Source organism: Bacillus sp. LR_5 (genome assembly GCF_042709275.1).
Window position 1 is genome coordinate 24734 of record NZ_JAVAXX010000051.1, and the last position, 6109, is coordinate 30842.

Sequence of the window (6109 nt, forward strand, 5' to 3'; positions counted from 1 at the left end):
CTCACCTCCTAACCGTTTAATAGATCGTTAATTGAGATAAACCCGACGCTTCCGCCTCCAACCGGCTTCGTCATGTCGAGATATACCTGCGAATGGGCGTTAAGGAACGCAGCAAAGCCGTCTATTTTTCGGTAGCGCGTCTGTTTGGTCGGTAACCAGTTTCCGTTGCGATCCTCGACGAGCTTAACGTTGTTTAAGTACCACGTAAAAAGTTTGTTTTCGTTATATACGACTCTTCCGTCGAGTAGTAATTCTTTAACGTTCTTCAACGGATCGCTTAGCGTAATGTGCCCCTGCCGCACGACCTCCGTTTGGAATCCGTAGTTCTGCAGGTCTTGCACCAACCGCATCGCATTCGCCGGGTCAAACGTGATCTTTTCGATCTGATATTTGCGCGACATTTCCACGAACCAATCGTAAACGTACTCGTATTCCACGTATTCGCCTGGAATAATCGTCAAATAACCGTCGTCTTGCCACTCTCTATACGGTATTTTCTCGTTATCTTTCTCGACTTTTGCCGCCGGAACCCACGAATGAGACAAAACAAAAACGCGATTATCCGGCAAGATAAATTCCAGACACGCGCTCGTAAAGTCTTCCGTTTGCGATAAGTCGAAGCCGCCGATACATCTCATGCCGCGCAGTTCTTCGATATCGTGATATTTGTTATTTCGTTTTATGACTTCGAAGTCCACAAAACTCTGCTCGCCATTATCAACGAACATATTAAACTGCTTCGTAATCCAGTCGTTTCTTTCTTGCGGGATATCTCTATCCGACCGGTAATCCTGAACCATCGTTGGAAGTTTCATCGTTACCCCCATGTTTGGGTTCGCTTTTATCCATTCAGTCGGCTGATCAATCTCCTTTTCGTCGTCTAATTCCGCGATAAAGTAGAATTTTCGGTCCTGCTCATTCGATCCCTCAAGAACATCGGAAGCAACTTCGTAATACTCAACTAACGGACCGTCTAAAACGTATCCCGCAGTCGTAATATAAATAACCATCGGCTGTCTTCGCGCAGCCCAAGATCGCTTAATTACGTTTATTAACTTGAACTCTTTAAACTCGTGAATCTCATCAAAAATTCCAAGGTGCGTATTAAGTCCATCAAGCTTTTTACTATCGGATGCCCTAGGTTCAATACGACTCAAAGATTTATTATCGAAGATCCCTTTTTGGTTTTCCTTCATGTTTCTCTGAAGTGCCGGCGACTTCTGAACCATCGCCCGACTTTCATCGAAAAGCTCTCCGGCCTGCTGTTTCGAGTTGGCTAATACGTAAACACGCGCCCCGGGTTCGTTATCTTTTGATATCGCGAAGTTAGCTAGACCACTAATCATCGTCGTTTTACCGTTTTTACGTCCGATAAATACAAGTCCTTCGCGGAAACGTCGCAGTCCAGTATCACGATGGACCCAACCGTACAACGACCCGATCACGAAATGCTGCCACGGCTGAAGCGTTAACTTTGAGTAGTCACCTTTCGAAGGCTTACAGTATTTCTCAATATACCGAATTGGCCGGTGTCCCTTTTCGATATCAAATATATAAGGAAATTCGTCAGTACCAGCACGCTCTAAGTCTCTAAGATGACGTTTACATGCCATAACATTTTTCGCACTTGCTTTAATTTCTCCTGCGACAACTTTCTCTGCGTAAAAGGTTGTAAGTAGATTTTCGGCCGGTTTTTCGCATATAAATCCGGCCATTTTTTGCGTTTTTAGCCAGTTTTCGAACCATTTTTCGAGCTCTGTAGGACTAGAATTCGTCGTAATCGTCGTCATTTTCACCACCACCCGCGTTTAATTCTTTGCGTTGTGCCGGCGTAAGATCGAGCGATTTCAGAAGGTTATTCAAAGTCGTAACCGTCTTCGTAAGCTCAATCGCTAACGGATTTTTGACGAGGTTTTCCGCGCCTGCCTTGTTCGTATGCCGCATCATTAAAGGGTTTTCCGCCACTTCCTTTTTTAATCGGCGGTAGAACTTATGCGTATCGATATAAAGTTCGATAAGCTCTTCGTCCGATTCCGTATACCTGTCGCCAAGATATTCACGCAGTCTTTTCGCAGTGGGTACCGCCATATGATCGCTCCTTTCGTCCGGGGTTTTACCCCCTTTAATGTAAAATTTCCAGTCGCGCTACAAGCGATTGGGCCCCGCCGGTCCCTACGTTTTTGCCTTCGAAATCCCAACGGTAGGGGGGCTATAGCTCCGGATTAGCCTGCGCCTTCACCACGTTTATTCTGCGTTTCTTAGCCGTTTTCGCAGCCGGTCCAGCGCCTTTTTCCGGGTGCCTTCGGTTGTGGCACGGATTGCACAAACTTACGAGATTTTCGAGTGTTAGCGCGAGTTCCGGATGATCGCGCAGTTCTTTGATATGATGAACCGTCTGAGCCTTCGTTATCTTACGTTCTTTGAGACAGTCTTGGCATAAGCCGTGGTCGCGCGTAAGAGCCAACGCTCTACATTCCGCCCATGCCTTCGACTTATAGAACGCTCGTGCTTCGGGGTTACGCTTGTGCTTGTCGTAGTAGTTACTCATCGCTTAGCACTCGCCATGAATCGCGTTAAGGTTAACGCTGGACCCAGCCGTATTACTCTAGGCTTACAGAACGGACGGTCTGCGAGTTGTAGAAAGCCGAGCTCGTAGTCGCGTTCCCTACGTTGTTCTCGTAGATACCTATAGCGCTGCCTACGTTCTCTATTCATACGTGCCTCGAATCGTAAAGTCTCGGTACGTTCCCGTTACAGGTTTATCTGTCCTGCGAACATACAGATCGTACGTACCATCGATCTCTTCCGTAACTACACAGCGATCTACATCACCGTCAAGTATCTCGTCTAATGTCCTACGTATATTCTCCTTCTGCTCATCCGTTAGGTACATCGCTATCCCTCCGTTCTAATAGATATAAAACCTAGCGCCCATTCCGGTCGCTTACGCTCCCTACATGTTCGCAGTTATTAATTACTTAGTACCTTGATCGCGATAAGTAATAATAGTGGATTGCTAGATCCACAAGATAAAGAGAAGAAATCAACCGAAAACAGGCGCCATCCCTACAGCGCCAAGGCTTCGACCCACTTTCGATTGGTGCAGTTTTCGCCTTATATTCGGGCTTATTGGTGCAGTTTTGACCGCCTATTTACGATCGGCCCGATGCTGTGCGAACATCTTCCGTACTGATTGCGTCCAGTCTGTCTCGATAGTCTGTCGGAACATCACATCCGGATGCACTAAGTACCGAACCGTGCGGCCACTCTTCGTGCTCAGGATCGCGCCCTTACGCTGCAGCTTCGCAATAGATGCCGTCACTGTATCTCGGTCATGCCCGATCTCCTTTGCGAGCTGGTCGCGTCCAAGGTGTTCGATTACTTCCGGATTCTCTTCGTCCGGGTTAGCGCAAAGGTAATATTCGCTAAAGTGAAAGAACGGCAGTATTTTATAGAGCAGCCCGATCTCGCTAAGTCCGAGGTCCGCGATAATCTCATTCGTCTTTACCTGATACAGCTTCGTAAAGCTTGCGCCTTCTTTCGTATCACCCATCGTATGGAACTCGGCGCTAATGTAATACTCGTTACTTCTGCCGCGTTGCACGACCTTAATAATGCCGAGCGCTTCCAGCCGTCCGAGTATCGTATTAGTTGCCCGCCTTGACTTGCCGATAATGCGCTGTATGTCCGCCTGCTTTAACGGCTTGCCTCCGCTGATAAGTTGGCCGTCGCTCTTGAAACGCAAATAAGGCAGCAGCTTAACGATAGCCCCCGCCTCTATTAACGATAGATCCTTGATGACTGCGCGTATCGGATCGTGATAGCTTGCGACCCAGCGCTTTGTATTAGCCGACTTATAACGTTCTTGTTCGAGCTTCTTACGATAGGCTTCGTCTTGTTTTCGGCTCCTTAGCGAATACAGATGCGTAAGGTCCTCGCCTGTCTCAACGTCAATCAACCGTTTGTCTCCCAATTCTATTATCCCCTCCCGAATTAATCGTTTGGGCTATCCGGTTCTTTACCGAAAGTAAACATCGGAAACCCGTAAGCTTGATGCGCGGTTATAATCGAATTCTTAAGCTCCTCGGTATTAACTCGCGTATTCACGTCCACATCCGATAATGCTTCCGCAATCTTATATACGTTACTCACACGAACGCCCCCTTCCGAAACCTATTCGCGGTGTATGTTGTGACCAGCTGTTTGGTCCGGGTTTCGGCCGGTAGACTTTTCTCTCGAGCATGTCGATTCTTCGTTTTAGCTTGGCGATTTCTTCTTCGTACTTATCGCGATTCATCGGCGCCCAACTCCTTCCGAATCAATCGCTCGGCTTCTTCGAACGAAAGGTCGGCAGCATTCGGAAACTCAAACACGGCTTGTGCGCGATTACCGGATTCAAATTCGATAGTGGCTTCGACTTTTGTTCCAATACGCTGCCGATGAGGCAATCCGCCATTATCATTAAAGAATATCAAGTCTCGCATACGCTCCATCTGATTAACGTTAATGTTCATTTACCTACGCCCTCCTCTACGTAAATCACTTCGTATGCCAATTTGGCAAGCCACTGAAAATGCGGATCTTTTACGATTGGGTTTTCGGCATAACCCGGCAGCATATATAGCGTTGCATTTTCCGCGTTTATACCGTCAATTCCGCAAGGATTACGCGATACAAATTGCGTGTTTTTATATTTCGGATAGTTCGCTTTCACGCGATTCCATATCGTTTTGGCTTCGCTAACGGTCCGCCCTACAACGAGCGCAGTACGCCATTTAGATGTGTCGGTCACCCAAACGCTATCCTTAGTGACCTCAGCCGGCGTTATTGGTCCGATATACTCGTCGCCTAAATATATGTGCCAAGTACGCTGTTTCTTATCGCTCATCGGCGCTCGGCCCGTTGTATTTTCTCTTTGCTAACGGAAGCAAAATAGAAATCGAAAATGATCGCAAGTGGAAACAGCGGTATCTTTATCAGCGTAATGACTAACGCAATTAATAAAGTCGCGACGGCCTTTTCTTTGTCGACCTGCTTTGTTCGTAATAATTCACGCAGCTCCTCGTCAGAATATCCGGATACATATAAGGAGACAATCGTAAATTTAAACGTAAGGCCTGCGTAGACCATTCCGGTAATAAAGTAAACCAAAAGAGTCTCCATCAACGTGTCTCCTTTTCGGCAGTCTCAACATAAATTCTCGCAGGACCCGGGTATAAGCGTCTCGTCATATCAACGTCGATAGTTGCCACTTCTGTTGGTGACACTTCGATAACCTCCATCATTTCTTCGCCGCTGAATAAGGACCTGTTCTCTCGCCTAATCGCGGCTATAACCTCCGCAATCTCTTTGCGCACCGCATGTCCGGCAGACTGCAGCGCAATCAGGCGATCTAAATATGCGAACAATTCCTCTATCTTCGTCATCTTCATCGTCTCCTTTTCGTTTCTTATTCGCTCGCTTTATCGCAAGCACAAAAAGACCTCCGCCGTGTTGGTGGAAGCCTCGTTCTGATTGCGTATTAGCGCCTTTAGCCGTCGCCCTACCGAATACCCTCCGGCTGGATTAAAACGGCTGTGGCGCGCTTATTTCGTTGTTTAGTCTATATGATCGTTATATAACGCCACGAGCATGTCGCCGTCCTCATTGAAACTGACGAGTATCTCACGTCCACTCATCCATTCGTAATTATTCGGGTGATTAACGTATTCTTTTAAGACGTCCGCGACTTCTTCGGGAGGAACCTCGCGATCATCTAAAGTTGAACCGTAGCCGTCACTTACCTGCGTTAAAATCATTCGAATCATTCGCGAACACCTCCGTTTGATATACCGCCGCAATATGTATTAAAAGGACGCCAATTTGCGGCTAGTGCCCGTTGTTATTCCGTAGGGGTGGCGTCCTTTACCGTACATACTACAGATCAAAATTTCGTTTCAATACGTAAGACAGCATATTGGGCACTTTAACAAGTATTTTTCAAATAAAAAACCAAATTATTTTCATCCAGTAAAAATCACCGGACAACGTAATTTGGCATCTCTTTGTATCATTAAATTCTAATCGCGATCAAGGTACTAAGTAATTAATATCTGCGTCCGCTAATGAG

12 protein-coding genes are annotated in these 6109 nt (G+C 46.7%); all 12 read right to left on the minus strand.

The window, feature by feature from the left end; genetic code table 11:
• Window positions 1-8: 8 nt before the first annotated feature.
• The 12 genes from RAC86_RS13140 to RAC86_RS13195 all read right to left on the minus strand — a co-directional run bounded on the left by RAC86_RS13140 (window position 9) and on the right by RAC86_RS13195 (window position 5807).
• Window positions 9-1790: a terminase large subunit gene (locus tag RAC86_RS13140; RefSeq protein ID WP_377885720.1), complete on the minus strand. Its 1782-nt coding sequence runs from the start codon at window positions 1788-1790 to the stop codon at window positions 9-11.
• Window positions 1765-2088, minus strand: a complete 324-nt coding sequence (locus RAC86_RS13145) for a P27 family phage terminase small subunit (RefSeq protein WP_045509294.1) — start codon at window positions 2086-2088, stop codon at window positions 1765-1767. Before RAC86_RS13145 ends, RAC86_RS13140 begins: the two co-directional genes overlap by 26 nt.
• 121 nt (window positions 2089-2209) lie before the next feature.
• Window positions 2210-2548: an HNH endonuclease gene (locus tag RAC86_RS13150; RefSeq protein WP_377885721.1), complete on the minus strand. Its 339-nt coding sequence runs from the start codon at window positions 2546-2548 to the stop codon at window positions 2210-2212.
• A 159-nt stretch (window positions 2549-2707) separates the two neighbouring features.
• Complete coding sequence (locus RAC86_RS13155) at window positions 2708-2893, minus strand: hypothetical protein (protein WP_377885723.1); 186 nt, start codon at window positions 2891-2893, stop codon at window positions 2708-2710.
• A gap of 255 nt (window positions 2894-3148) precedes the next feature.
• Entirely contained in the window at window positions 3149-3973 is an 825-nt protein-coding gene (locus RAC86_RS13160; RefSeq protein WP_377885724.1) for a helix-turn-helix transcriptional regulator, read from the minus strand.
• A 20-nt stretch (window positions 3974-3993) separates the two neighbouring features.
• Window positions 3994-4152 (minus strand): hypothetical protein, encoded by a 159-nt coding sequence (locus tag RAC86_RS13165; protein ID WP_153952114.1) that lies wholly within the window; start codon window positions 4150-4152, stop codon window positions 3994-3996.
• A complete protein-coding gene (locus tag RAC86_RS13170; RefSeq protein WP_153952113.1) occupies window positions 4145-4297 on the minus strand; it encodes a hypothetical protein in 153 nt (50 codons plus the stop codon). Before RAC86_RS13170 ends, RAC86_RS13165 begins: the two co-directional genes overlap by 8 nt.
• Entirely contained in the window at window positions 4284-4514 is a 231-nt protein-coding gene (locus RAC86_RS13175) for a hypothetical protein (RefSeq protein ID WP_377885726.1), read from the minus strand. The genes RAC86_RS13170 and RAC86_RS13175 overlap by 14 nt, the downstream gene beginning before the upstream one ends.
• A complete protein-coding gene (locus RAC86_RS13180; RefSeq protein ID WP_377885728.1) occupies window positions 4511-4888 on the minus strand; it encodes a hypothetical protein in 378 nt (125 codons plus the stop codon). The genes RAC86_RS13175 and RAC86_RS13180 overlap by 4 nt, the downstream gene beginning before the upstream one ends.
• A complete protein-coding gene (locus RAC86_RS13185; RefSeq protein ID WP_377885730.1) occupies window positions 4885-5163 on the minus strand; it encodes a hypothetical protein in 279 nt (92 codons plus the stop codon). Before RAC86_RS13185 ends, RAC86_RS13180 begins: the two co-directional genes overlap by 4 nt.
• Window positions 5163-5426, minus strand: coding sequence for a hypothetical protein (locus RAC86_RS13190; RefSeq protein ID WP_377885732.1), 264 nt, complete (start codon window positions 5424-5426; stop codon window positions 5163-5165). Before RAC86_RS13190 ends, RAC86_RS13185 begins: the two co-directional genes overlap by 1 nt.
• Window positions 5427-5597: 171 nt before the next feature.
• Complete coding sequence (locus RAC86_RS13195) at window positions 5598-5807, minus strand: hypothetical protein (protein ID WP_377885733.1); 210 nt, start codon at window positions 5805-5807, stop codon at window positions 5598-5600.
• Window positions 5808-6109: the final 302 nt, after the last annotated feature.

Excerpts from the sequence above, each read along its gene's own strand:
- RAC86_RS13140 (WP_377885720.1), bottom strand. The coding sequence starts at position 1,790 with ATGACGACGATTACGACGAATTCTAGTCCTACAGAGCTCGAAAAATGG.
- RAC86_RS13170 (WP_153952113.1), bottom strand. The coding sequence starts at position 4,297 with ATGAATCGCGATAAGTACGAAGAAGAAATCGCCAAGCTAAAACGAAGA.
- RAC86_RS13195 (WP_377885733.1), bottom strand. The coding sequence starts at position 5,807 with ATGATTCGAATGATTTTAACGCAGGTAAGTGACGGCTACGGTTCAACT.
- RAC86_RS13190 (WP_377885732.1), bottom strand. The coding sequence starts at position 5,426 with ATGACGAAGATAGAGGAATTGTTCGCATATTTAGATCGCCTGATTGCG.
- RAC86_RS13145 (WP_045509294.1), bottom strand. The coding sequence starts at position 2,088 with ATGGCGGTACCCACTGCGAAAAGACTGCGTGAATATCTTGGCGACAGG.
- RAC86_RS13150 (WP_377885721.1), bottom strand. The coding sequence starts at position 2,548 with ATGAGTAACTACTACGACAAGCACAAGCGTAACCCCGAAGCACGAGCG.
- RAC86_RS13155 (WP_377885723.1), bottom strand. The coding sequence starts at position 2,893 with ATGTACCTAACGGATGAGCAGAAGGAGAATATACGTAGGACATTAGAC.
- RAC86_RS13175 (WP_377885726.1), bottom strand. The coding sequence starts at position 4,514 with ATGAACATTAACGTTAATCAGATGGAGCGTATGCGAGACTTGATATTC.
- RAC86_RS13185 (WP_377885730.1), bottom strand. The coding sequence starts at position 5,163 with ATGGAGACTCTTTTGGTTTACTTTATTACCGGAATGGTCTACGCAGGC.
- RAC86_RS13180 (WP_377885728.1), bottom strand. The coding sequence starts at position 4,888 with ATGAGCGATAAGAAACAGCGTACTTGGCACATATATTTAGGCGACGAG.